The sequence below is a fragment of the Fretibacter rubidus genome (assembly GCF_041429785.1).
Classification (GTDB): domain Bacteria; phylum Pseudomonadota; class Alphaproteobacteria; order Caulobacterales; family Maricaulaceae; genus Fretibacter; species Fretibacter rubidus.
Window position 1 is genome coordinate 3,358,165 of the sequence record NZ_CP163423.1, and the last position, 22,899, is coordinate 3,381,063.

A 22,899-nucleotide genomic window follows, 5' to 3' on the forward strand; every position below is an offset into this window, starting at 1 on the left:
CTCCGTTAAGTTTCTACCATCATTCAATGGCAGGATGTAAATATTACAACTCGAGGCTATTAACCCTAGCTGTAACGAGAGTCTATCCTTCATTAAGGCAGTATCATGACATTTTGGGGTAAAATACCAATTTTTGGACCCTAAATGCGTGTTTTGCGTTATTTTTGGGCGTTTTTTGCCAAAACAGCATCCACAAGCCTCGCGGCGCGGCCCAACACCTCCGCAATCGATAGTCCTGTTGTGTCGATCAAATGCGCGTCGGGCGCAGGCTTTAACGGGGCTGTCTCTCGACCTGAGTCGCGGGCATCACGTTCCGCCAGTTGGGCGGACACAGTCTCAAGCGTGATGTCCTCGCCGTAGCCCGTCAATTCTGCGTGACGGCGGCGCGCGCGTTCATCGGCGGTGGCGTCAATATAGAACTTTACCGTGGCATCTGGACAAATCACAGTGCCAATATCGCGCCCGTCCAGCACCGCACCCTTGGCCCCATTTGGCGGATTGGCGGCAAAGTCGCGTTGAAAATCAAACAGGGCCGCACGCACGCCAGGGTGCACGGCCACTTTGGACGCGGCCGCGCCGATGGGGCCAGACTTTAAAATGGGATCCGATAAAGCGTTTGTATCAATATGTTTGACGGCGGCCTCAGAATCATCCGCGTCATCAGGATCGCCGCCTGCGTCCAGCACAGCTTTCGCGACCGCGCGGTAAAGCTTGCCTGTGTCCAAATAGGCCAGCCCGTAATGGGCGGCGAGCTGTTTGCCCAGCGTACCTTTGCCGCTCGCAAAGGTGCCGTCAATGGATATAACCAGAGGCGATGTAAGATCAGCTATTGTCACGGCTAGGCGGACGTCTCTATGACGGCGCCCAAGCGCGTCATTATGTCAAAAAAGCTCGGGAAGCTGGTTGCAATCATAGAGGCGTCATCAATACGCACAGGGGCATCGCAGCCCAGTCCCAAGATAAGCGCGCTCATCGCGATGCGGTGATCATGGTGGGTTTTGACCACCGCCCCGCCGCGCGGCGTGTCCCCGCCGATGACCGTCATGCCGCTTTCATGGCTGGTGATATTAACGCCGTTACTGGATAACAACGCCTCTGTTGCGGCGATGCGGTCACTTTCTTTCACCCGAAGTTCCCCAATGCCGTCCATCACAGTGCGGCCTTTGGCAAAGGCGGCAGCCACGGCCAAAATGGGATATTCGTCAATCATGGCAGGCGCGCGGTGCGGCGGCACAGTAACGCCGTGTAGGGGCGAATGTTTAACATGGATATCAGCGATAATTTCTCCGCCAGAGGTCCTAAAATTATCAGAGCGGAGGTAGCCGCCCATCTCGGTCAGTGTCTCGAACAATCCCGTGCGCGTCGGGTTCATCATGACGTTTTCGATGATAATATCAGAGCCGGGGGTAATCAGTGCCGCAACGATTAAAAAAGCGGCAGAGCTGGGGTCGCCCGGCACGATAACGTGGGTGGCTTTTAGGGTCTGTCCGCCGTCCATGCGCACGACTTGCCCGTCGCCGCGCTTGGCCGCGGTGAGTTTCACGCCAAAAGCTTTGAGCATATTTTCCGTATGGTCACGGGTCAGGGTGGGTTCTGTTATCGCGGTCGTGCCCGCCGCGTTTAACCCGGCCAGCAAAATACAGGATTTGACCTGCGCGCTGGCATGGGGCGGGGTGTAATCAATGGCGGTCAGGGCCGCGCCAGCTTTCAAGGTGACAGGTAAACGGTCGCCTGGGGCTACGTCAAATGCTGCGCCCATTTCGCGCAAGGGATCAAGGACACGGCCCATGGGGCGCGATGTTAAGGACGCGTCACCTGTGAATGTTGCGCTCACCTTATAACCTGCTGCTGCGCCCATAATAAGGCGCACACCTGTGCCGGCATTGCCGCAATCCACAGCGTGTTTGGGGCTTTGAAATCCGTCTTTACATCCCACGACATGCCAAACACCGTCTTTGTCCTTCGTAATATCTGCGCCAAAGGCCCGCATGGCGTCGGCTGTGGACATAATGTCGGCACCCTCTAGCAAGCCCGCGACTGTGGTCGTGCCCGTGGCCATAGCCCCAAAAATCATAGCACGGTGGGAGACCGATTTATCCCCCGGTGCGCGCACTGTACCGCGCAGTGGGGTCGTTGATTTTTGTGAAACAGCAGCCGTAGATGTCATTGCAGGGTCATTTCCAGTTGACTTGGATAATAGAGCCGCTAAGACGCGGACACATCCGATTTAAGAGGACAGGTTTTAGCGCAACCACGATGAAGTGCAAGCGTTTGCTCCCCGTCTTTTGAGGCAGTCATTTAGTCTGTCTTTATTATCGGCACACGATGATAATATGAAGGTCTGTATCATGGCAAAAGTTGATCTCGGCACAAAACGTACCTGCCCCGAATGTAGCGCGAAATTTTATGACCTGACGAAAAATCCGGCCACATGCCCGATGTGTTCGCACAGCTTTGATCCTGCCGAGCTTTTGGCAGGTGCGTCATTGGCGGCCATGAAGGCGGATGAAGAGCTAAAAGATTATGACGCGGAGTCAGATGACGACGAGGATGATGAGGACGAAGACGGCGTGAAGAAAAAAGCCAAAGACGCCGATGAAGACGAAGACGATATTGATGAGGCCGAAGAAGAGGCTAAAGAGCTAGAACTTGACGGCGACGACGCCGCCATTATTGGCGGTGGGTCTGATGATGACGATGACGAGCGTCGCGATATGGACGGTTTCTCTGAGACCGAAGATGACGACGAAGACGCTGCCCTTGTTGATGATGACGATGACAATGAATTGCCACCGCCGGACGCGGATGACGCCGAAGACGATGACGTTGAAGAAATAGAAATCTAAGTCGATTTTTATTGCAACACTCGTGCTTGCGTTTTAAGAGCGCAGCGCAAAACATAATCAGTAGGCCGTCGTGGTACTGCTGGCGATAGTGTCCCGCGAAACGACGTTTCGCGAGCCCACTATCTTTCCCGCATTTGCATAGCAAATGCTCGGGGGGCCTTAGCTCAGCTGGTAGAGCGCTTGCATGGCATGCAAGAGGTCAGGGGTTCGACTCCCCTAGGCTCCACCAATTTTATTTAAATTACATCATTGTTTTGTATGACAGAAATTGGGGCTAATCGTTTGCACTCATACCTTCATTCATAACCGTGATGAAAAAATTAACTGCCTAAGGCGGCCCGATGGACGACTTTGTTCATAGCAAGAGAAATTTCAGCATACAGATAATCCTCTGCGCCCCATAGATGAGATAGCCAAAACTTACGCCGAGGCAGAGGTTGTCGGGGGATGTGTGTAAAAGTCAGATACTCTGACTTATTTAAGCTTCGTAGGCTTGCATTCTCAGGAGCTGTCAAAACAGATATCAACATTCCGAACAAAAAATCGTGCGGCATGGCATTAGCGCCGTCTTCGGACAAACGCATGGATCCATCTGTTGTCCAAGTAAAATTAGCATCTACGCGACCCTCATGAACAATACTTGTTCTGACCTGATCGTAGAGTATATCTAACATTGGTTTAACACCAATTTTTAACGTCATAATGTTTGACGTCGCAATGAAGGTAATCATTGGCGAACTTTCACTCAGGAATGATTTGATGCGCTTTCCTACCCCTCCACCGAACCGTCGCTTTGCTGTGTTGTCTAAAGCGGGAAAAAGTTGGAGCGCGCAGCTTTCGTAATCGCCCTCGGAGTAATTGTAAAAAGCCTTAACTACACGACGCTCTATGTAACTCAAATCTGTGCCAGAGTTCAAACTCATGTTTCACCTTATTACGCTTCTAAACAAACACCCATGATTAATTGCCTGCTTTGCCGAAATGAAGCTATTTTAGCTGCCATCGCTGTAGCGCGCTGCTTTCCTTACGTTTTTCACTGCTGTTACAGTCATTTTCTCGCGAGTTTTAGTCATCCGCTTTGCTTTATCCGTTAATACCTTCATTAATACTTTTAAAGTCTGAAGGGGGCAAACGCTAGGGTATATTGTAGAATGGTGCAATTTCTATCCTATTGATGTTTATCTATGCTTTAGACGTTCACGGTCGCTTACACAGTATGGTTCGATTCCCCTAGGCTCACCATTTTTTAATTTACCTAACGATTGCCCGCCAATTGTAACAACAGTGGTGACAGCGCGTGTCTTCACCTGTAACGACTATGGTTAGTCGGCATAGGAGTCATGCGTGGGGCGCGCGTCTGATCACACAGAAGTAGATAGAAAAATTAGGGCGTTGACGGCGCTTCTACGCTATCCGTTGTCGCTGCCTATTCACGAGCCGACCCCCGCGATTGACTTGGATATGGCTGAATTTGCATGCCGTCGTCATCGGGTCGGACAGTTACTTTTTCGGGCAGCACAGCTAGACCCACAGGCGGACATAAGCCCTGCCGCGCAGCAAATCCTTGCCGAGGTTTATCAACACAATATCTATCTGCAATTAAAGCAAAAGGCGGTGGTGAAGAACCTCCACAGCGTGTTGTCAGAACAGGCCATACCGTGTTTTTTTGTAAAGGGCGGACAGCTTGGCGCGCAGCTTTATGATGATCCCCATCTGAGGTTAGCCAAAGATGTGGATGCTGTGGTGCCGACGGAACATATAGCAGATGCCTTAACCGTGCTGAGCCAGGCGGGCTACCAATTTACCCGTGGCTCTAAAACCCTGCGCCCCAAACGCGACCGTTGGCGGCTCTGGGCGAATAAAGATATGCCGTTTATTGACCCAAAATTTGGTCAATTCATTGAATTGCATGAACGCCTCATCCATCTTGAGCCAGCTGGATTGACCGCCCGCGTGATACGCTTTGACGGAACGGCGGATGCACCGCCAATCACCCATAGTCCTTATGTGCTTTATCTTATATTGCATGCTGTGCTGGCTTATTTTCGGCGGCTGAAATGGGTGGTCGATTTGTCATCGCTTTTGCGGCGTTTGCCCGCCCCGCAAAAGACAGAGGTTTTTGCGCTGGCTAAAGAGTTTCATTGTATGCAAGCGCTGATTGCGGCGCTGCAATTCACGGAAGATTATTTCCCTGACACTTTGGATAATGATTGGAAGGGTCTGATTGCCGAACATGAAATCACGGAGCAAACAGACATCCTGCGCGACAGGTTTGCGCGCGGTCTATGCGGCGCTCAAGACGGCGATATTATGACCGCGCCGCCTATGCCGTATTTCCCTATTCCTGAGCGTGTCATTTTTGAGCAAGCGACTATGGGGTATAGTACGACTTTGTTTCGCAAGGCGGTTGGCGTGCTGACCCGGCGATAGGGCTTTGTGTATGTATAAGAGTAAGCTTGAATAAATTTGCGAAAAGATTAAAATGGAACGTGGGCACGTTTTGCAACATTTAAATTATCACAGCCATATGTACGGCCTTTCTGTGCGCAGCGATATCGCTTTGCCTGAACTAAACCAAGGTCGTCTTGGCTCTGCTGAATATATTACGATTTCCGCTGTGCCCAATTTAGGCGCGCTTGAAAATGGCCGTATCATAAATCCTTATTGCCAGGCTACTGACGTTGAAATCCGTCTTAACATCCCAGATAAGCTAACGCTGTCTATTGTAGGTGGCGCGCATATTTATTACCAAGCTGCACCAGGCGTGGATGAAGCCACGCTCCGACTTTATATCCTTGGCTCTGGTTTTGGCGCGCTCTTGCAACAACGGGGCTACCTTGTTCTGCACGGTAACGCCGTGAAAATGACAGATGGTGGTGGTCTGATATGCGTGGGGCCGTCGGGTATTGGAAAATCCACAACCGCTGCGGCCATGATGCAGCGGGGTTATAAGATCATCGCCGATGATGTTTGCCCCATAACCACGGCTGGTATTGTTATTCCTGGTATGCCGCGCATAAAATTGTGGGAGGACGCGGCCGCGCATCTGTCCGTATCGACTGATGGTCTGCGGCACATCATGCCAGGCATGGCAAAGTATAATTTACCCTTAGGCGAGGCTTATGCAACGGGCGGGCTTAAGGTCAAAACACTGGTTGAACTCGACACGCATGAGGGCGCTGATATTATTGTCGAGCCTGTCATGGGTGTTGAAAAATTCATGCTGTTGAAACGTAATAGCTACCGTTACGAATATTTGTTGGCGATGAATAGCGCAGCAGACCATTTCAAAAAAGCTGAACACTTTATCGCAGGCTTATCGATGTATAAGGTTAAACGGCCCAAAGACGGCTTTGCGATAGACCGTCTATTGGATAGACTTATAAATCTTTATGACGAAAGCGATATCGCGGGCCTTGGGGCCGCAAAATTATAGGGCGCAATATTATGACACAAAAGCTAATACGAAATTCCAACCTTATGGCGTCGGCCATTGATGATGAACTTGTTATGATGGATATAGAGCAAGGCAATTATTTTGGTCTTAATGCCGTTGGGGCCTATATCTGGACGCTGCTGGAAACGCCGCAATCGCGAGACGACATTATGGGGCAGGTCAAAGATAATTTCGAAGCGCCCGATGTATCCACCCTTGAGAAAGATGTATTGGATTTTATCCAAACGATGATTGATAATAAGCTCGTGCAGTTTGGGGGGTGAGTAGTCAGGTGGTATTGCCGCGTAAAATTCGGGCGTTTTTCATGCATTTTACATGGCGTGAAAAACTCATGATGCCCGTTATATTTCTTGCCCTAGGCGCGGCACGATTGATGGTCTTGATTGTACCGTTTCGGCGATACGGATTTATCTTTGGGCATAAATTGGGTAGCCGCGCAGTGCAGCCGTCTATAGACGCCACAGCGCAATTAGCAGACAGAGGACGGGTCATAAGAACCGTTGCTAAAAATACACCGTGGTCATCTAATTGTTTGGCTCAGGCCATCGTCGCGGCTGTTTATTTACGTATTTTGCGCCTGCCTTTTACAACTTATTTCGGTGTTAAAAAATCGAACAAAGACGCGGTTGATTTAGACGCACATGCATGGGTTGTGGCGGGTGATATTGGAATAACTGGATTGAAACAGTCTATTGGTATGACCCCCGTCTCGACGTTTATATTTGCGCCGTCCATAAAACCAAGTCGCACATAATGTTTGCTGCTATCATCATGCGCGGCTCGCGTGAAAATCCGAAACAATACGTCACGGGCGAAACGTTCATTGAAAGCTTAACACCGTTTACCAAAGCCGACGTGAGTGGTATTTGGCAGGACGACCGCGCGATTATCGCCCAAGCCACACATCATAACACGCCCGAATCTATTTATGAGAACGCGCCAGAGGTTTGCGAAGATACAGGCTGTGTTATTGCAAGCTGGATACGGTTGGATAATCGCGCAAAGCTCTGTGCGGCACTGGGGTTAACGGAACGGCCCACGCTGACCGACCCGCATATTGTTCTGGCCGCCTATCGGCAATGGGGGCGTGACTGCACGAATGAATTAGAGGGTGATTTTAGTTTCATCATCTATGACCCAAAAACCCATGCGACCTTTTGCGCGCGGGATACAATGGGCGCAAAACCGTTCTTCTATCAGCTAACAGACCGTCATTTAATTGTGGCCACATCGGTGGCCGCTATTCGCGCTGTTAAAGGATTGACGTTGATCCCCAATGTTGAATGGACGGCGTTATTTCTGGCCAATTTGAATTTTGCCCATAGGCAATCTGCCTATGAGGGGGTGGAAAAATTACCGCCTTCCCATGATATGTTTGTCGACATCAACACTGCCCAAGGCCCACGCGAATATTTCACATTCGATTTAACAGCGCCCCATAGTGTGAAACGCGACAACATATGGGTGGACCGCTACCGAGAAGCTTTTGATAAGGCCGTTTATGTGCGGTCTCGCAGTGCTAACCTCATTGGCGCGGAAAGCTCGGCGGGGCTCGATTCGTCTTCTATCATCGCGACGCTGGTCGATAAATTACCCCATAGCCGCGATGATTTTCATACCTTTGGTCTTTGCGCGACAGAGGATGAACCAGGGTTGTTATTGTCTACTGCGGCGCATTGCGGCGTCCGGCACACCCATACTCTAATGACGCCGAAAATGTTGCAAATTGATGAGAGTTTTCATCGTGCCCTAACATCGCTTGGCCATCCGCCAGAGCATTGGCAGATGCTCTACCAGCCTTCGTTTTTTGAACAGAGTCAGAGGTTCGGCATAAAGACCTTGGTCTCTGGTTACGGCGGCGACGAAGTCGTGACCAACTATGCTAAATATCTTCCTAGAGAATTACTACTACGTAAAGCTTATGTGGCCGCGTTAAATGAAATGTCGGGCTCGCTGCCCATGCGGCTTGCCCGCTTTGGTAAAGCGGTAACAGCGGGTTCGTCTGATCCTCATATCTCGCTGCGTGCTATTATCAAAAATAAATTTGCTCTTAGCTGTATTCACCAAGACGTCCTTGAAAATAGCAAGCTAAGGCAGCGCGTCGAAGACACGTCATTTCCAAGACAGTCTGAGTGGACATTGAACACGATCGCTGCCAATGCGCCAGGGTTTCGTTTGGCCCGGTCTGGACGGCTTGAAAGTGAGGCAATTTTCGCAGCGAGTTACGGTATGCAATACCGCTATCCTATGTATGACCGTCGCTTGCTTCAGCAATATTTTGCAACACCGTCCATTGAAAAGCGTCGCCGTCATATGGGGCGATATTTACACCGCCGTGCATTGCAGGGTCGTGTGCCTGACCGAATTTTGTGGCAACCTACTAAATTTATGGGGGCATATTTGGGCGGGCGAATGAATGCCCAAACGCATGACCCCACTGCTTTTTATGAATTGCCCGAATTATTGCGAACAATCATTGATGAAAAGGCCTATAGGCAGCAGCAAACGGCGCAGCGCAATGTGAGCGATAATGCCGATAAGGATGCCGTTCGTCGCAACATTTTCTTTTTTCAATTAAAACAATTATCTGCTTGGTTAAATGAAGACAACACCAGTTGATATTTGACTTGTACAAAATAAGGATTATTGTCAACAAAGTGTAAACTCAAACTTTACGGGGCAAAATTCATGACTAATCACACTTCAAACACGCATACGGGCGAAAAAAAACCATTCGTCAAACCAGAGCTTAAAATTTTAGACGTTAAAAATACACAGACGGGACCAAACCCCGACCCTAATGAATTTAATCCTATATTACAGGGGAGCTAAACCCTTTTTGATAGTGACGTCGCTTTGAGAGCGTGCATCATATTAAATTCTCCGTATCTTGTTAGATTGCAGACTTCATCTGCATCATATTAATCTGTTTGGTTAAATTTTAAGATATGCTATCGCGCTCAGATGCGTTAGCCTATGTGCCCTATTTGGTGGTGCTTTACTACGCGGCTATCGAGTAGCGAGGCGACATAGTTGTGATGTAAGTCATTGATTGGCGGTCTATGGGAGTGGGTTTTGCAAAAATTTGTTTTTGATGAAACCACTGCTGAACACACAACTGCGCTTGCAGAACTACTTCATCCGCTAGACGCAAAGCATTTTTTTAAAGACTATTGGGACAAGCAATCCATTTTAATTCAGGGTGGAGGGCACGGTCGGTTTCACTCCATTATGACTGAGGCTGACTTCGTAGACGCCTTATATAAGGCAAAGCTTAGCAGTCCGAGTTTGCGCTATTTGCAAAAATCTTTGGGTGACCGTCAAGAGAGCTTAGATTATTTTCTTAGGCAAAAAGCGACTTGGGTTGAGCCGCATTCCACGGCCCAATTGGCCAAGGACTTTCACGGCGGCACGATGGTCTATGTTGCGATTGAGAATGCTGTTGCTTCGGTTAAGTCGTATTGCCGATCAATTTTTCCAGACTTCAAATCTCAAATATCAATCAATGCCTATTTCAGTGCTGGACGTGATGCGAGCGCATTTGACGCGCATTTCGACCCGCAAGATGTTTTCATATTACAGCTCGAAGGGCAGAAAGAATGGCAGCTTTGGAACCAGAATAGAGTGACCAATCCGATATCAGGCATTCCAAAAAGCAAATCTGTCCCACAAGCGAAATTGCCAGCAGATGAGACGGTTATACTGACACCGGGTGATGTATTATATGTCCCGCGCGGTATGTGGCATTGGCCGCGGTTGTTAGACGACAATCCGTCACTGCATCTGACTGTAACGTTGATTATGCCAAGGCCTGTCGATGTGCTTGACTGGTTAAAAGTGGTTATGTCTGAGGATGAAACGTTTCGTGCGTCTCTGCCATTTTCCAGTTATCAGGACGGGGCCGTTGAACGCTCTGCCTCACTCAATCAAGCAATAAGGTTTCTGACCGAGACACTGGCCTCCCCGGAAGCAAAATCAATCGCAGCAGCCTATATGCTACAAAAAGGCGTGCGGTCCATAATGCCCACCCTAGAGCCAACGCCTGAAGATAATGATGAATTATGATTTCATTCTTCTGATTTATAAAGCGAAAAGACGGGGCGAGACCTAAAGTGGCCTCGTCCCGCATTAGACATCAAGTTTTCGTAACCGCAATTATCAATTAAGAGCGGCTTGGAAAAACACCTTGTAATGCAATGATGAAATTCACCACTGAATAAGGCGACTCGTTAGAAAAGCTTTGTCCGCTGCCAACACTCTGTTGCTTAATCGACTTCGGGTTCATTGCAACCTCGGCCGCCGCCGTATCAGGACCATAAACTTTATCCCCATTGGTTGAAACAGACAACATGGCATTCGTCGGGTTGGCTGTATTGCCGACATTACCTTCAGCGATTAATTCAACGCTGTGATTATGCGGCGGCAAATTATTCACAGCCAACGTCGTCGATTCTTGACCGCCTTTTTGACCAAGAGCTTTAGTGCCAATTCCGGGACCGTTGCCCTCGCCCATCGGAGAGCGTGCTCGCATATCTGGCAAGCCAAAGGTTGTGCGGCCATCGCCGCCATAAGTGGTGCCTAGAATTGAAAATAGCGCTGTATTGCTTGAGATGGCAAGTAATTGCCCATCACAAAATGCCCAGCCGCGCGGGGCAAAATTGCCACCAAACATTACAATTTGACCTAAAAAGGGTTCCATATTTTTCTCCTTGGATAATGAAACAAAAGTTACAATTAAATGTCCGCAGAGAAATCAATCGGTCATACAGCCCAGAGAATAATCTCATAATGAGAAAACCTCATAGCCAGAATTAAACACAAGCAAAAATGGACTTCGGCCTAAGCCAAAATAATCCCGTCATTGACAATAGAATAATTCATATGTGCGCCCCGATATGACAAACTTTGGTCATATAACATTATCACCTTATGACGCTATTTCCAGTTGGTCAATGCTTGTTTGGTTGGCCCATGATGTCATGCCACTGACCAGCGGATTTCACCTGCCCCTTTTCAAGCACAATTAATTGATCGGCATTCTCTAGGGTTGGCAGACGGTGACCAATCACAATTACCGTCAGGTCCCCATGCAGCGTATCAAGCGTGCGGCGAATACGGGCCTCATTCTCCACATCAAGCGCGCTGGTGGCCTCGTCTAAAATAAGCAGCAGTGGTTTTTGCAACATAGCCCGGGCCAGCGCGATCCGTTGACGTTCCCCGCCCGATAGGCGCATGCCACTATCACCGACAATTGTGTCCAGACCGTCTGGCAGATTAAAGACAAAATCAGCAGAGGCTTTTTGAAGCGCGACGCGTATATCATCATCTGTGGCCGCGGCGTCAGCCCAGAGCAAATTCTGTCTGATGGTGTCATGAAACATGAAAACATCCTGCGCGACATAAGCTACAGAGCGCCGCCAGGCGAGACGGTTGTCAGGGGTTAGCAGGACGTCATCAATGTAAAGGTCCCCTGTGTCCGCGCTGAGTAATCCGGTGATGATATCGGCCAAAGTGGATTTTCCGGACCCTGACGCTCCCATGATGGCCGTTGTCTTTTGAAAGGGAATGGTGATTGTAATATCATTTAACACCGATGCCTTTCGCCCTTCATAGCGGAAGGTGACACCGCGCAGGCTGATTGCACGGCCAAAGGATAAAGGCGGGCTCTGCGGTTCATCTACGACGGTTTCGCTGCTGCGGGCTGTGGATGCCATAAGTGCATTAAAATTATTAAAAGCCGCTTGCGAAAAAGAAATTTGATTGATGTGTGTCTGGATATGCCGAAGCTGTGGGGCGAGGCGGGCAAAGATAACAATTAATACGAGTAAAGTCGCAATCGGAAGGGCAAAAGTCTGCGCGCCTAGATACAAAAACAGGACAACACATGTCGCGACTAAAATTTGAAAGGTAAATCCTGTCGCAGCATTTAGTTTTACAAAGCCCAATGTGCGGTCACGCAGCGTCGTTCTGATATCCAGCATCAATTGACTATGCCGGTCTTCATTCCCTAAAATTTTTGTCAGTTTTAATCCGGCTAGTCCCTCTTCAATAACTTGCTGCACATGTTTGTTGGCGTCGCTTGTGATCCGGCCAAGCCTTTGCGCCCGTTCATGTTGGCCGCGCATGGTGAATAATAAAACAGCGCCTAGTATAATGGCAATCGCGGTAAGGCCCGGCGACAAGCTAAAGGCGACGAGCGTATAGGCCAGTATTGACAGGGTCGATACAAGAAAGCGGATGGAGAAAAACAAACCACTCCCGATTTGGTCAATTTCAGTGATTAAAAGATTGGATAGATCTGAGCGCTTGCTATTGGCAATCCATTGCCACTGCGCCGCGACAACAGCATCAAAACTTTTAGCGCGCAGCGCGTCTAATAATGTCAGGCGGAAATGTTCGGACACTATCGTCTGACTATATTGGATGGCGGCCCTTACAACGGTGACCGCTAAAAATGCGCCCAATAATCCCGTTAAGGTCAGCGGTAGTCCAAGTGATTTTAAGGCGCTGACCAGATGTGCCACGGGCCCGCTTAGGGGACTGCCTGTATCTTGCAAAACGCCGAGTAGTGGGACAAGCAAAATCAACCCAACACCTTCGGTCACGCTGGATAAAATCAGGAGTGTAAAAAACAACACGGTGCGAGGCGGCGAAAATTGCCACATTATTCGTAAATACGTTAGAATTGCGCCCATTCTATTCCCCGTCTGGATGTCCTTTCTAAGGCTGGGGCGCATGAAAAGCTAGCTTGGAGTTTTATGGGTATTGATAGATATTAAATCGCGTCACCTATTTTAGGCAGACGGATAATTATCCGAAGCTTTCCTAAAATTTTAGACATAAAACAAACATTTTGTCGCACCTACCCGTATGATAGTCTTGATACGCCACTACCTAAATGGCGTTACAGTTTTATGAGCCCTTCATGACGTCCAGCCTTGTTTCATATACGGCAATCGCCGCCGCTATTATGCTAAGTTCATGCGCGAGCTTGCCTATTGATGTGCCGCCGCAACCCGCGCCGTCTGTTTTGGCCTCGAGCGAGAGCCTGCCGCAAGCGCAGTTTTTTAATGCGACCGCAGCGCCGCTTCCACTCCCGAGTGAGTGGTGGACAGAATTTGACGATGCTTTGCTGTCTGATCTTATCACCCGCGCGCTGGGGGCGAATAAGCAGCTATCGGTGGCCGAGGCAAATATTGATATTGCCCGCGCAGGATTATCACGCGGGTCTTTGGAGCGCGGTTATAATGTTGGCTCCTCAGCATCAGCAAGTGCCGCGCGCAGTGCCAGCCCCAACGCTTTTAATACAGACCTAAGCCTGACGGGCGGCGGTGGTATTGGCGCAAGTTGGGAATATGATCTGTTTGGCCGTATTGAGGCGGCGATTAAGGCGTCAGAGCTATCCGTTGAGGCGGCTGAACAAGCCCGCCGTGATGTTGCCGTTGTCATCGCGGCTGAAACCGCGCGCGCCTATGTTGATTTACGCGGCGCGCAAACACGGCTCGCCGTGGCGAAAGACAACGCCGATATTCAGGCTCAGAGCTTAAGCTTGCTTAATGACCTTTTAGAAAATGGCCGCGCGACGGAACTGGACGTCAATCGCGCCGAAGCCCAATACCGCACGACACTCGCGAATTTACCGCGCTTTGACGCATCGATTGATGCGGCCGTCGCGCGGCTTGCGGTTTTGACAGGCAGCAATGCCTCTGCGCCCGATACCGTTTTGCGCTCGCTTAAATCCGTGACGGGGCGCGTGCCTGTTCTGCGCGGGACAATGGCGCTCGGCGAGCCGTCTGATTTATTACGTCGCCGCCCCGATATTCGCAGGGCAGAGGTAGAGATTGCGCGGCGATTAGCTTTATCAGAGGTCGAGCGCGCGCGGCTGTTCCCAGTCATTAGCTTTAATGCCGATGTCCGCACATTGCTTGATAGTGGTCTTGGCGCCCGAAACGCAACGGGCATAGGCATCGGTTTTGGTATTGGGCCAACACTCAGCTGGGACGGGCCCGACCTGCGCCGTGTGCGGGCTGATATTGATATTGCCGACGCGCAGACCAATTTAGCCTATGCAGTTTATGAGCAAACCGTTTTGCAGGCTCTATCTGATGTTGAAACTGCTTTGGCGGCTTATAAAAATGAATTACGCCGTCGCAGTGATCTTGTGCGCGCCGTGGAGGCGGCACGGTCTGCGTTGGGCTTGGCGAAACTTCGTTTTGAAGAGGGCTTGGACGACTTTTTAGACGTGCTAGACGCGCAACGCACGGTCCTAGAGTCAGAGGACAGACTCGCCGAGAGCGACCTACAAACAACTTTATTGGCGATTGAAACGTATCGTCAATTAGGGGGCACGTTGTAAATTACGACATATAGTGATGCAGGACACAGTGATGCAGGACAATGCGCAATAAGGTCGGCTCACTTATAATAACACATAATACAGACTTAATTTTAACGAATGAAACGCCATGACACGACTTTTAAAATGCCTATCCCTGATTGCCCTTGTTACCATGCTCATGGGGACGCAGGCTGTTGCGCAGCGCGGGCCTGCTAGCGTTTTTGTAGAACCCGCTTTGGAGCGTGATTTCGCCCAACGTATTGAGGCGCTAGGCACGTTAGAGCCCAATGAAGTTGTGGACTTGACCTTGAATGTGGCTGACCGTGTTCAGTCGTTATATTTTGATGATGGACAACGCGTTCGCAAAGGTAAGACATTGTTGTCCTTGGCCCAGCGCGAGCAAATCGCCCTTACAGAAGGCGCAGAGGCCAATGCCGATGAAGCCAGACGGCAACTTGACCGCATACAGCGTCTCATTGAGCGCAAAGCTGTCTCGCAATCTGAATTGGACGAAGCGCAGCGTAATCTCGATGCGGCAACAGCGCAGCTCAGGGCTGTGCAGTCCCGGCAAAAAGACCGCGTCCTTGTGGCGCCCTTTGATGGTGTGCTGGGTTTTCGCCAAGTCAGTGTTGGGTCTTACGTGCGTCCGGGTGACGTCGTTGCGCGGCTGATTGATGACAGTGAAATGAATTTGGAGTTTACGGTGCCGTCAACATTCCTACGGGCCCTTAAGCCTGGAACCGCTGTGCGGGCGACGACGGATGATTTGCCGGGCTCTGTGTTTGAAGGCGTGATTACGTCACTCGATAATGCCATCGACCCTGTCACGCGGTCTGTGCGTGTGCGCGCAACATTACCAAATCCAGACCGCGAATTAATTGCGGGCATGTTCATGGAAATCGTCTTAACCGCTGATCCGCGTGCACGCATTGCCATTCCTGAAGAAGCTGTTCAGCCCGTCGGCCCCCGCAGCTTTGTTTTTATCGTCGATAATTCAGACGGTGCCCCGAAAGCCACACGCATAGAGGTCAAGCTTGGCGCCCTGCAAGACGGCTATATCGAAGTGATAAGCGGATTAGAGGCGGGGCAGCGTGTCATTACAGAAGGCGTTATTCGTGTTCGTGAAGGCGCAGAAATTAAAATCGAAAGCAAAGACATGTTAAAACCACGCGTTGGTGGCGGCATGACTGGCAATCGTTCCTCTGCTGGGGGCTAAGCCATGATACTATCAGATATTTCGGTCAAACGCCCGGTTTTCGCCTCTGTTATTTCACTGGTGATGATCATCTTTGGCATCATTGCCTTTGACCGTCTGTCTTTGCGCGAATATCCCGATATTGACGCGCCGATTGTCTCCATTGATACACGCTATCCTGGTGCGTCTGCATCTATTGTAGAAACACGTATCACTCAAATCATCGAAGATCGTATCGCAGGCGTCGAAGGCATTCGCTTTATGGACTCGACCAGCACGGACGGGCGCTCACGCATTAGTATTGAATTTGGCATCGACCAAGATATTGACGCGGCAGCCAATGATATTCGTGACCGCATTTCGGGTGTGCTTGATAATCTCCCCGAAGAAGCCGATCCGCCAGAGGTCGAAAAAGCCGATAGTAATGATGACGTTATCATCTGGCTGAACCTTGCCAGTGAGTCGATGACGGTGCCAGAGCTGTCTGATTATGCGGACCGTTATCTTGTCGACCGGTTTTCAGCGCTTGACGGTGTCGCGCGTGTACGGGTTGGCGGGTCACGCAATTATGCCCTGCGGGTCTGGCTAGACCGCCGAAAAATGGCCGCGCGAAATTTGACTGTGACGGATATTGAACGGGCGTTGCGCTCTGAAAATATCGAAGCCCCAGCGGGCAGTATAGAATCAGATACACGTAGCTATACAATGCGAATTGACCGCGCGTTTCGCTCTGCTGATGATTTTAAACAACTCGTCATTGCGGAGGGCTCTGACGGCTATCTCGTGCGTTTGGGTGATATAGCCCGGGTCGAGCGCGGGACTGAAGAAGACCGCAATATGTTTCGCGGCAACGGTGTGCCGATGGTTGGCCTGGGTATCATTAAACAATCGACCGCCAATACAGTCGACGTGGCCAATGCCGCGCGAGAGCTTGCTGATCGTTTAAATGAAACTCTCCCTGACAGTATTGTTATTGCGCGCAGTTTTGATAGTTCAGTCTTTATCTCTGCCTCTATTCGCGAAGTTTACATCACGCTCGCTATTGCTGTGGCGTTGGTGACGTTGGTTATTTTCCTATTTTTAGGCAGTTTGCGCGCGACAATTATCCCCGCAATCACTGTCCCTATTTCCATTACAGCGACCTTTATTGTTCTCTTTGCTTTGGGATTATCGGTTAATCTTTTGACATTACTGGCCTTGGTTCTGGCCATTGGCTTGGTCGTTGATGACGCCATTGTTGTGCTTGAAAATATTGTGCGGCGTATCAATCAATACGACGAAACGCCATTGGTGGCGGCTTACCGCGGCACGCGCCAAGTGGGTTTTGCTGTTGTCGCCACAACCTTGGTCTTGGTCGCTGTATTTGTGCCAATCACATTTTTGCAAGGCGACATCGGGCGCTTGTTCCGCGAATTTGCCCTGACCATTGCCGCGGCCGTCGTATTCTCTAGCTTGCTAGCTTTGACGCTCACCCCGATGCTGGCGTCCAAACTCATCCGTATGAAAAACAAAGGCCGTACAGGTGGGCTCGCCGCTTTGCCGCGTGCGGTGGATAAAGGATTTTCTTATGTGTCAGGCGGTTACGGCTGGGTCATTGACCGTTTGATAAAACGCCCGCTTATGGTTGGTATTGTGTTGCTTGGCCTGCTGGGCGGGGCGGTTTACGGCGTGAATAATATCCAACAAGAATATGTTCCGACTGAGGACCGCGGCGGATTTTTCGTTGCTGTTCGCGGACCGCAAGGCGCGTCTTATAGTTATATGGAACGCTATATGGACGAAATTGAACGCCGTCTTTTACCTTATACCCTTCCCGAAAGTGAGGGCGGCACGGATGAAGTTAATCGTCTTTTGTTGCGTGCACCAGGCTTTGGCGGTGGGGCCACATTTAACCGCGGGGCCGTTATCGTTGTCCTTAATGATTGGAGCGCGCGACGCCCCGCCCAAGAGATTATCAATGAGATTAATCGCGGGCTCTCTGATCTGCCTGGCATTCGCGCCTTTGCGATTATGCGCCAAGGCCTCGGCGGGGGTACGGGGAAACCTGTGCAATTTGTGCTGGGCGGGCCGTCCTATGAACGTCTGACCGAATGGAGAGATACATTTGTGCAGGCCCTAGAGGCTGATAATCCGGGCCTTGTCGATATTGATTGGGATTATAAAGAAACCCAACCACAATACCGTATTCAAATTAACTACAAACGCGCCGCTGACCTCGGTGTCACAGTGGATAGTATTGGTGCGACCTTACAAACAATGCTCGGCAGTAAACGTGTTACAACCTATATTGATGAGGGCGAAGAATATGACATCATCCTTGAAGGTCTTCGTAATGAGCAAAATAATCCCAATGATATAACCAATATCTATGTGCGATCCGATCGTTCTGGGCAATTAATTCCGCTGTCTAATCTGGTTAACATTAACGCGATGGCAGACAGCCCAACGCTTAGCCGTTATAACCGTGTGCGTGCGATTACCATCGAAGCAGGCCTTGCGGACGGAGCGTCGCTCGGCACAGTCCTCAACTCTATGACAGCAACAGCGCGTGAGGTGCTGCCCCAAGAAGCGACGATAGACTTTAAAGGTCAATCGCTGGACTTTAAAAACTCGGGCAGTTCAATCCTGTTTGTTTTTGGAACGGGGCTTGTGATTGTATTCCTTGTTCTGGCGGCGCAATTTGAAAGCTATCGTCATCCCATTATTATTATGCTGTGCGTCCCTGCCACTGTTGCGGGCGGCCTTTTGGGGCTTTGGTTGACGGGTAATTCACTGAATATCTACACTCAAATCGGCTTGATTATGCTGGTCGGTCTTGCGGCAAAGAACGGTATTTTGATTGTCGAATTTGCCAATCAATTGCGCGACGAAGGCGTGGAATTTGACAAAGCCATTAAAGAAGCGGCTATGACACGGTTCCGCCCGATTATCATGACGGGCTTAACGACGGCGGCAGGCGCCATCCCGCTTATCACCTCTAGTGGCGCGGGATCAGAAACCCGTGCTGCAATCGGGGTTGTGATAATCTTTGGTGTCGTGGCGGCCGCTCTTGTCACTGTGTTATTTGTACCGACAGCTTACGCCCTGATTGCGCGCGGGACAGGGTCACCCCAAGATGTGGCTAATCGTTTAAACGAGGAAATGGATAAAACGCCTGATGCTGATAATCCGGAAGCAACGCCTACGCCGACCCCGACCCCGACCCCGACCTCGTCTGGGCAACCGTCACCAGCGGAATAAAGTCTGTTTAAATGTGGCGCTCCCTCTTATGGGACCGCACTCAAAGACGGCTTTAACACAGCTATCACCGGTTCTTCGGTCGTCATATCAATGCCGCTGACGTGGCCACCCATGCGCTGCATAGTATATAAATAAGTGAGATGTGATGTCTCAATACGGCTCCCCGGGGCCAAAATGGGTGTCCCTGGTGGATAGACGGCGATGCTGACTGCGCAGATATGACCGCAGGCGGTTTTAAGCGGCACGTTATGGCTTCGTCCACGTTTTGCGTTGCGGATAGTGACAGAACTGTTTTTTAAAACGGGGGGATTAATGGCTCTCAGCGTCTGATGGTTAGTCACCATTTTTCGGTTCAAGCAGGTTTTAACACTGCGGTGCAGGGCCTTAATTAATGCCTCTTCTTGACCCAACAGCGAAGGCGATAGCAAAATTAGGAGTGTTTTAAATGTGCCCTTCTCGCAATCATATCCCAACTGGGCCATAGCGCTCACCATATCAAATCCGCTGATACCAATGTCGCCAAGATAAAATAGCAAATGGCTAGGGTCTGCCGTTTGAGCTCCAGAATCTTGCGGCCCTAACACCCATATTTTAGGGTGAATATCAGCAGTGCGCGCGGCAAGGCTTTTATGCAAATCTGGAATTCGCGCCCAATCATCCCCGACCTCGCCGTGGGTTAATTCTGTATGCATGACTTGGGCGAAACCCAGCGCCAGATATGATGGGCTAGTTGTGAAATGATCAAGGCTTTGGCTGTCATAATGCGTCGTAAAAGCGGCGTTGCGGCTATACAGGCAAGACGTCTGGGATAGGCCAATGCCTTTCTTGTGAAAAGAAACGCTAGCGGCTGTTGCGCCCAAGGTCACAGGATTTGCGGGATAGCCTTCAATAATGCCGCATCCCACACCCCATGCGCCGTCGACATATAAAAACGCCTTATGTCTTTCACAGACCTTTGAAATCGCCGCAATATCGGCAACACAGCCATTATAATCAGGGCTAGTGATTGCAACGGTTTCAATCGCGGGGTTAAGGCGCAAAGCCGCCTCAATCGCGCAAGCTGTTGGTACGTTTTGGACATCTAGGTCCGCATCATAGCGGCGGTTTAACCAGACAACCGTTTGCCCGCTAATGGCGATCGCAGCCAGCAGCGATGTATGGGCAGCAGAATCTAGTAAGACGACGCTTTTGTCCCCTGCCTTGGTAAGCTGCGGCATAACGTGTCCAAGCGCGCTTTCATTGACAGATGAAGTTCCCATGAACCCGATACGGGCAAAAGGCACGGCTGCCGCCTCAGCAATTTGTTGGTTAAACTGCCCCATGGGTCCATGGTGGATGCTGCCGCCTTGTTCAACTAATGTATCTAACGCTCCATAAGATATCGATGCATCCAATGGGGCCAATTGCGCAAATAATGACAAGAACAATGCGCTAGCCGGATCAGCATTTGAAGGATCAAAATCCAACACTGTCTGATTATCAAAAACAGGAATACCGTAGTCGAGTGAGGTTTGGGTGTTCATATCAAACCCGCGGTGTCTGACGTAATGCGCCTGTTGGCGAACAGAGTTTGACGCGGCTTTGCAGCGCAAATAACGCTTGGCATATTGTGTTCACGGGGCGCGGGCTTTGTGGCCGCAAATGGCGTGGTGATATTAATTGTGCTGTCTTCATTCTGACCTCTAGGTGACAATGCAATTATGCGGAACCAGAGTTTAAAACAGAAATGGATGAGGGTAGGGTAATCGATAATATAAAGAAAAAACGCCCCGATTAGGGCGTTTTAATCATGCTTTATAGCTGTTTACGGGGTGAATATAGTCAATATAAAGCCGACTTTTAGACCCCAATGTAAACCGTCATTAGCCAATATCGTCTTGGCTAATATGGTCCATATCGTCAAAGACTTGGTTCTCTCCGCCCATAGACCAAATAAAGGTATAAGACGACGTGCCTGCCCCGCAGTGCATAGACCATATGGGAGAGAGGGCCACTTCGCCTGCTTTCATAATCATGGGGCGCATATTGTCGGCTTCGCCCATGAAATGGAACACGCGCTGATCTTCGGGTAGGTCGAAATACATGTAATATTCAGACCGGCGTTTATGAGTATGCGGCGGGAAGGTGTTCCAAACATTGCCTGAGTCCAAGATGGTAAAGCCCATAACAATTTGGCAGGTCTTGAGGATCGCTGGATGAATGGGTTGGAATATTGTGCGCTTATTACTGGTCTCATTTGCGCCTAAATGCAGCTGATTGGCTTGGGATTTTTTAATGTGCTGCGTCTCGTAACGCACATGGGCCGGGTAGCTGACGAAGTAAAATTTGGCGGGATTTTTGCCGTCATGGCTTGAGAACTCAATCCCCTTAGACTCGCGCCCAATATAAAGGCTATCGAGATTTTCCATGTCATAATCGACACCGTCAACTTTGATACTGCCGTGGCCGCCAATATTGATCACGCCCACTTCGCGGCGTTGCGCAAAATAATCAGAGGCCAAATCTTTATGGGTCGGCACGGTCAGGGTCTTTGTGACGGGCACAGCCGATCCCACAACGCCGCGGTCAATATCGGAATAAACCAGCGGCACTTCGTCAGCTGTCCATAATGTGCTGACAACGAATGTGTCGCGCAATTCTGAATTGGTCATAGTTTTGTAGCGGACGATGTCGGCTGAGTAACGGATTTCCATAGGGGTCTCTTTTCAGTCTTTTAAAAATTAGGATTAAAGTGGCGGGGCCTTTATTGTGCGTTTAATGTTCTTTGTGTTGTGTCTAGCCAAGACGCAAATTCTGCGGCGTCTTTTAGGCCGCCTTTCTCTTGGCTCCAAGCGGCGGCAGTATAATAATTGGGCGACACATTGTCTTTGAACACAATGTAATGGTCGTCATTGTCTTTGCCAACACGCGCCACATCGGATGCTTTGTAAAACAGCGCCATACCCAGCCCGTCGGGGATTAAACTCTGCTCTCCGTAACGCGCGATATATTGCCAGTCTCCTGGGCTTGATGAGGTCATCTCTTGCGTATCGGGGTGAATGATCATGCCCGCCGCATAGGGATAGTTGCAATCACCGCGCACGCTGACGCGGCTTATCCGCTCTCCTGCCTCGATGCTATATTGCGCGCGCACGTCACCGCCGCAGGCTATTGATTGGCTATGGGTGACGACAACAGCGGCACTGTCATTGTTGTCTGTGCTTACTTCGGCGCTATAGCCTGCCGCTTCGCCGATTTGCACGACCTCACCATCTTTAAAGATGCCAAAGCCGCCCGCGCCCAGGGAATTACCAACTTTTAGAATGTCCATGCCCCAATCGGCCATGGCGTGATAGTCATTGCCGCGCCCAACGGTGGATAGCACAATGGCGTCTGTTTTCTTGCCAAAAATATCCAGCGCATTACGCTCGTCCAGATAGAGGCGAAAGCCAACTTTGTCTGATTCCCACCCTGGGCCTTCATAGGCGACAATCTTTTCGCCGCGCTCGAACTGCTCGGGCATATTGATGCGCGTCACTTGAACGCCGCCGTTGCGCAGATCGCCAATATCGGCGCTAGCGCGGTCAACGGTGGAAGTTTGCTCAGTCATATCAGTGGCCGTCTTATCAGGCGCTGTCTGTCCACAGGCCGCTATGGATAAAGCCGCCACGACGAGGGCAGAATAAAGGCAAGTTTTTTGGATAAATATGGTCATAGCCAGAGCTTAGAGAAATTGCGCGCATGATGCAATATAATCTGTTTGACCAAAATTATTAATGCTGTCATGTTTATCTGACCAATTATACTATCAGGGGATTGTGACCATGGGACATTTGAAGACACA

General features: G+C 50.1%; 18 protein-coding genes and 1 tRNA gene. 11 read left to right on the forward strand and 8 right to left on the reverse strand.

Annotated features, from left to right (window positions below):
* Positions 1 to 158: 158 nt before the first annotated feature.
* Positions 159 to 836: a (d)CMP kinase gene (gene cmk / locus AB6B37_RS15510; RefSeq protein ID WP_371396759.1), complete on the reverse strand. Its 678-nt coding sequence runs from the start codon at positions 834 to 836 to the stop codon at positions 159 to 161.
* A gap of 2 nt (positions 837 to 838) precedes the next feature.
* Positions 839 to 2,167, reverse strand: a complete 1,329-nt coding sequence (aroA, locus tag AB6B37_RS15515) for a 3-phosphoshikimate 1-carboxyvinyltransferase (protein WP_371396760.1) — start codon at positions 2,165 to 2,167, stop codon at positions 839 to 841.
* Positions 2,168 to 2,348: 181 nt separating this feature from the next.
* Between aroA and AB6B37_RS15520 the strand changes: the two genes are divergently transcribed.
* Positions 2,349 to 2,846 (forward strand): TIGR02300 family protein, encoded by a 498-nt coding sequence (locus AB6B37_RS15520; RefSeq protein ID WP_371396761.1) that lies wholly within the window; start codon positions 2,349 to 2,351, stop codon positions 2,844 to 2,846.
* A gap of 153 nt (positions 2,847 to 2,999) precedes the next feature.
* Positions 3,000 to 3,075, forward strand: a tRNA-Ala gene (locus AB6B37_RS15525).
* A gap of 91 nt (positions 3,076 to 3,166) precedes the next feature.
* Here the strand turns inward: AB6B37_RS15525 and AB6B37_RS15530 are convergent.
* Positions 3,167 to 3,769 (reverse strand): hypothetical protein, encoded by a 603-nt coding sequence (locus AB6B37_RS15530; RefSeq protein WP_371396762.1) that lies wholly within the window; start codon positions 3,767 to 3,769, stop codon positions 3,167 to 3,169.
* A gap of 421 nt (positions 3,770 to 4,190) precedes the next feature.
* Here AB6B37_RS15530 and AB6B37_RS15535 point away from each other — a divergent pair, with 421 nt between their 5' ends.
* The 6 genes from AB6B37_RS15535 to AB6B37_RS15560 all read left to right on the forward strand — a co-directional run bounded on the left by AB6B37_RS15535 (position 4,191) and on the right by AB6B37_RS15560 (position 10,368).
* A complete protein-coding gene (locus AB6B37_RS15535) occupies positions 4,191 to 5,276 on the forward strand; it encodes a nucleotidyltransferase family protein (protein ID WP_371396763.1) in 1,086 nt (361 codons plus the stop codon).
* Between the two features lie 52 nt (positions 5,277 to 5,328).
* Complete coding sequence (locus AB6B37_RS15540; RefSeq protein WP_371396764.1) at positions 5,329 to 6,282, forward strand: hypothetical protein; 954 nt, start codon at positions 5,329 to 5,331, stop codon at positions 6,280 to 6,282.
* A gap of 11 nt (positions 6,283 to 6,293) precedes the next feature.
* Positions 6,294 to 6,566 (forward strand): PqqD family protein, encoded by a 273-nt coding sequence (locus AB6B37_RS15545; RefSeq protein WP_371396765.1) that lies wholly within the window; start codon positions 6,294 to 6,296, stop codon positions 6,564 to 6,566.
* 41 nt (positions 6,567 to 6,607) lie between these two features.
* Positions 6,608 to 7,057, forward strand: coding sequence for a lasso peptide biosynthesis B2 protein (locus AB6B37_RS15550; protein WP_371396766.1), 450 nt, complete (start codon positions 6,608 to 6,610; stop codon positions 7,055 to 7,057).
* The gene (locus AB6B37_RS15555; RefSeq protein ID WP_371396767.1) at positions 7,057 to 8,922 is read left to right on the forward strand and encodes an asparagine synthase-related protein; all 1,866 of its coding nucleotides are present in this window, start codon (positions 7,057 to 7,059) and stop codon (positions 8,920 to 8,922) included. The genes AB6B37_RS15550 and AB6B37_RS15555 overlap by 1 nt, the downstream gene beginning before the upstream one ends.
* 456 nt (positions 8,923 to 9,378) lie before the next feature.
* Positions 9,379 to 10,368 carry a JmjC domain-containing protein gene (locus AB6B37_RS15560; RefSeq protein WP_371396768.1) on the forward strand — a complete coding sequence of 330 codons (990 nt, stop codon included), beginning with the start codon at positions 9,379 to 9,381 and terminating at the stop codon, positions 10,366 to 10,368.
* A 97-nt stretch (positions 10,369 to 10,465) separates the two neighbouring features.
* On the opposite strand, the gene AB6B37_RS15565 is transcribed toward AB6B37_RS15560, so the two are convergent.
* Both AB6B37_RS15565 and AB6B37_RS15570 read right to left on the reverse strand, forming a co-directional pair.
* Positions 10,466 to 11,002 carry a phage tail protein gene (locus tag AB6B37_RS15565; RefSeq protein WP_371396769.1) on the reverse strand — a complete coding sequence of 179 codons (537 nt, stop codon included), beginning with the start codon at positions 11,000 to 11,002 and terminating at the stop codon, positions 10,466 to 10,468.
* 250 nt (positions 11,003 to 11,252) lie between these two features.
* Positions 11,253 to 12,998 carry an ABC transporter ATP-binding protein gene (locus AB6B37_RS15570; protein WP_371396770.1) on the reverse strand — a complete coding sequence of 582 codons (1,746 nt, stop codon included), beginning with the start codon at positions 12,996 to 12,998 and terminating at the stop codon, positions 11,253 to 11,255.
* A 230-nt stretch (positions 12,999 to 13,228) separates the two neighbouring features.
* Here AB6B37_RS15570 and AB6B37_RS15575 point away from each other — a divergent pair, with 230 nt between their 5' ends.
* From AB6B37_RS15575 to AB6B37_RS15585, 3 genes are all read left to right on the forward strand, one after another.
* Positions 13,229 to 14,659 carry an efflux transporter outer membrane subunit gene (locus AB6B37_RS15575; RefSeq protein ID WP_371396771.1) on the forward strand — a complete coding sequence of 477 codons (1,431 nt, stop codon included), beginning with the start codon at positions 13,229 to 13,231 and terminating at the stop codon, positions 14,657 to 14,659.
* A 109-nt stretch (positions 14,660 to 14,768) separates the two neighbouring features.
* A complete protein-coding gene (locus AB6B37_RS15580; RefSeq protein ID WP_371396772.1) occupies positions 14,769 to 15,857 on the forward strand; it encodes an efflux RND transporter periplasmic adaptor subunit in 1,089 nt (362 codons plus the stop codon).
* A 3-nt stretch (positions 15,858 to 15,860) separates the two neighbouring features.
* Positions 15,861 to 19,076, forward strand: coding sequence for an efflux RND transporter permease subunit (locus AB6B37_RS15585; protein ID WP_371396773.1), 3,216 nt, complete (start codon positions 15,861 to 15,863; stop codon positions 19,074 to 19,076).
* A 26-nt stretch (positions 19,077 to 19,102) separates the two neighbouring features.
* Here the strand turns inward: AB6B37_RS15585 and AB6B37_RS15590 are convergent, their stop codons facing one another.
* The 3 genes from AB6B37_RS15590 to AB6B37_RS15600 all read right to left on the reverse strand — a co-directional run bounded on the left by AB6B37_RS15590 (position 19,103) and on the right by AB6B37_RS15600 (position 22,770).
* Positions 19,103 to 20,599: a DegT/DnrJ/EryC1/StrS family aminotransferase gene (locus tag AB6B37_RS15590; protein ID WP_371396774.1), complete on the reverse strand. Its 1,497-nt coding sequence runs from the start codon at positions 20,597 to 20,599 to the stop codon at positions 19,103 to 19,105.
* 339 nt (positions 20,600 to 20,938) lie between these two features.
* Entirely contained in the window at positions 20,939 to 21,769 is an 831-nt protein-coding gene (gene kduI / locus AB6B37_RS15595) for a 5-dehydro-4-deoxy-D-glucuronate isomerase (RefSeq protein ID WP_371396775.1), read from the reverse strand.
* A 50-nt stretch (positions 21,770 to 21,819) separates the two neighbouring features.
* A complete protein-coding gene (locus AB6B37_RS15600; RefSeq protein WP_371396776.1) occupies positions 21,820 to 22,770 on the reverse strand; it encodes a DUF4861 family protein in 951 nt (316 codons plus the stop codon).
* Positions 22,771 to 22,899: the final 129 nt, after the last annotated feature.

Excerpts from the sequence above, each read along its gene's own strand:
- aroA (WP_371396760.1), bottom strand. The coding sequence starts at position 2,167 with ATGACATCTACGGCTGCTGTTTCACAAAAATCAACGACCCCACTGCGC.
- AB6B37_RS15520 (WP_371396761.1), top strand. The coding sequence starts at position 2,349 with ATGGCAAAAGTTGATCTCGGCACAAAACGTACCTGCCCCGAATGTAGC.
- AB6B37_RS15530 (WP_371396762.1), bottom strand. The coding sequence starts at position 3,769 with ATGAGTTTGAACTCTGGCACAGATTTGAGTTACATAGAGCGTCGTGTA.
- AB6B37_RS15540 (WP_371396764.1), top strand. The coding sequence starts at position 5,329 with ATGGAACGTGGGCACGTTTTGCAACATTTAAATTATCACAGCCATATG.
- AB6B37_RS15545 (WP_371396765.1), top strand. The coding sequence starts at position 6,294 with ATGACACAAAAGCTAATACGAAATTCCAACCTTATGGCGTCGGCCATT.
- AB6B37_RS15550 (WP_371396766.1), top strand. The coding sequence starts at position 6,608 with ATGCATTTTACATGGCGTGAAAAACTCATGATGCCCGTTATATTTCTT.
- AB6B37_RS15555 (WP_371396767.1), top strand. The coding sequence starts at position 7,057 with ATGTTTGCTGCTATCATCATGCGCGGCTCGCGTGAAAATCCGAAACAA.
- AB6B37_RS15565 (WP_371396769.1), bottom strand. The coding sequence starts at position 11,002 with ATGGAACCCTTTTTAGGTCAAATTGTAATGTTTGGTGGCAATTTTGCC.
- AB6B37_RS15570 (WP_371396770.1), bottom strand. The coding sequence starts at position 12,998 with ATGGGCGCAATTCTAACGTATTTACGAATAATGTGGCAATTTTCGCCG.
- AB6B37_RS15575 (WP_371396771.1), top strand. The coding sequence starts at position 13,229 with ATGACGTCCAGCCTTGTTTCATATACGGCAATCGCCGCCGCTATTATG.
- AB6B37_RS15580 (WP_371396772.1), top strand. The coding sequence starts at position 14,769 with ATGACACGACTTTTAAAATGCCTATCCCTGATTGCCCTTGTTACCATG.
- AB6B37_RS15585 (WP_371396773.1), top strand. The coding sequence starts at position 15,861 with ATGATACTATCAGATATTTCGGTCAAACGCCCGGTTTTCGCCTCTGTT.
- AB6B37_RS15590 (WP_371396774.1), bottom strand. The coding sequence starts at position 20,599 with ATGAACACCCAAACCTCACTCGACTACGGTATTCCTGTTTTTGATAAT.
- kduI (WP_371396775.1), bottom strand. The coding sequence starts at position 21,769 with ATGGAAATCCGTTACTCAGCCGACATCGTCCGCTACAAAACTATGACC.
- AB6B37_RS15600 (WP_371396776.1), bottom strand. The coding sequence starts at position 22,770 with ATGACCATATTTATCCAAAAAACTTGCCTTTATTCTGCCCTCGTCGTG.